The organism is Dellaglioa sp. CoH-57-MRSF-19 (assembly GCF_056781975.1).
The window spans coordinates 3,396-5,181 of the sequence record NZ_JBXAXW010000011.1 but is presented as its reverse complement, the minus strand read 5'-3'; the positions used below and the strand labels follow the sequence as shown (position 1 = coordinate 5,181).

At 48.5% G+C, this 1,786-nt stretch carries 1 rRNA gene; it reads left to right on the top strand.

The features are described from left to right. The first annotated feature begins 170 nt into the window (after window positions 1-170). A 16S ribosomal RNA gene (locus tag AC1RO3_RS07735) occupies window positions 171-1,731 on the top strand. Window positions 1,732-1,786: the final 55 nt, after the last annotated feature.

Sequence of the window (1,786 nt, the reverse complement as noted above, 5' to 3'; positions counted from 1 at the left end):
TTGATATGATATAAAAGTTGTCAAAAGCAACCAAGTAGATCTTTGAAAACTGAACAAATTTTCGACAAATCAAATGTGTAGGGTCTCTTAACTAAGAGTTAAGAGCAAACATTTGCGAAGTCAATTCGCTAGTTTCAAAAAGTAACAAAACAATAAGAGCAATCAACTTTTTATATGAGAGTTTGATCCTGGCTCAGGATGAACGCTGGCGGCGTGCCTAATACATGCAAGTCGAACGCATTATCTTCACCGAGTGCTTGCACTCACCGAAGATAATGAGTGGCGAACGGGTGAGTAACACGTGGGTAACCTGCCCAAAAGAGGGGGATAACACTTGGAAACAGGTGCTAATACCGCATAATTTGTTAAACCGCATGGTTTGATAATGAAAGACGGCGTAAGCTGTCACTTTTGGATGGACCCGCGGCGTATTAGCTAGTTGGTGAGGTAAAGGCCCACCAAGGCAATGATACGTAGCCGACCTGAGAGGGTGATCGGCCACATTGGGACTGAGACACGGCCCAAACTCCTACGGGAGGCAGCAGTAGGGAATCTTCCACAATGGACGAAAGTCTGATGGAGCAACGCCGCGTGAGTGAAGAAGGTTTTCGGATCGTAAAGCTCTGTTGTTAGAGAAGAATGTAGGTAAGAGTAACTGTTTACCTAGTGACGGTATCTAACCAGAAAGCCACGGCTAACTACGTGCCAGCAGCCGCGGTAATACGTAGGTGGCAAGCGTTATCCGGATTTATTGGGCGTAAAGCGAACGCAGGCGGTTTTTTAAGTCTGATGTGAAAGCCTTCGGCTCAACCGAAGAAATGCATTGGAAACTGGATAACTTGAGTGCAGAAGAGGAGAGTGGAACACCATGTGTAGCGGTGAAATGCGTAGATATATGGTAGAACACCAGTGGCGAAAGCGGCTCTCTGGTCTGTAACTGACGCTGAGGTTCGAAAGCATGGGTAGCAAACAGGATTAGATACCCTGGTAGTCCATGCCGTAAACGATGAGTGCTAAGTGTTGGAGGGTTTCCGCCCTTCAGTGCTGCAGCTAACGCATTAAGCACTCCGCCTGGGGAGTACGACCGCAAGGTTGAAACTCAAAGGAATTGACGGGGGCCCGCACAAGCGGTGGAGCATGTGGTTTAATTCGAAGCAACGCGAAGAACCTTACCAGGTCTTGACATCTTCTGACAAACCTAGAGATAGGCCGTTCCCTTCGGGGACAGAATGACAGGTGGTGCATGGTTGTCGTCAGCTCGTGTCGTGAGATGTTGGGTTAAGTCCCGCAACGAGCGCAACCCTTATTATTAGTTGCCAGCATTTAGTTGGGCACTCTAATGAGACTGCCGGTGACAAACCGGAGGAAGGTGGGGATGACGTCAAATCATCATGCCCCTTATGACCTGGGCTACACACGTGCTACAATGGACGGTACAACGAGTTGCGAGACCGCGAGGTTAAGCTAATCTCTTAAAGCCGTTCTCAGTTCGGATTGTAGGCTGCAACTCGCCTACATGAAGTTGGAATCGCTAGTAATCGCGGATCAGAATGCCGCGGTGAATACGTTCCCGGGCCTTGTACACACCGCCCGTCACACCATGAGAGTTTGTAACACCCAAAGCCGGTGAGGTAACCTTTTAGGAGCCAGCCGTCTAAGGTGGGACAGATGATTAGGGTGAAGTCGTAACAAGGTAGCCGTAGGAGAACCTGCGGCTGGATCACCTCCTTTCTAAGGAATATTACGGAAACCTACACACTTGTCGAAAATTTGTTTAGTTTTGAGG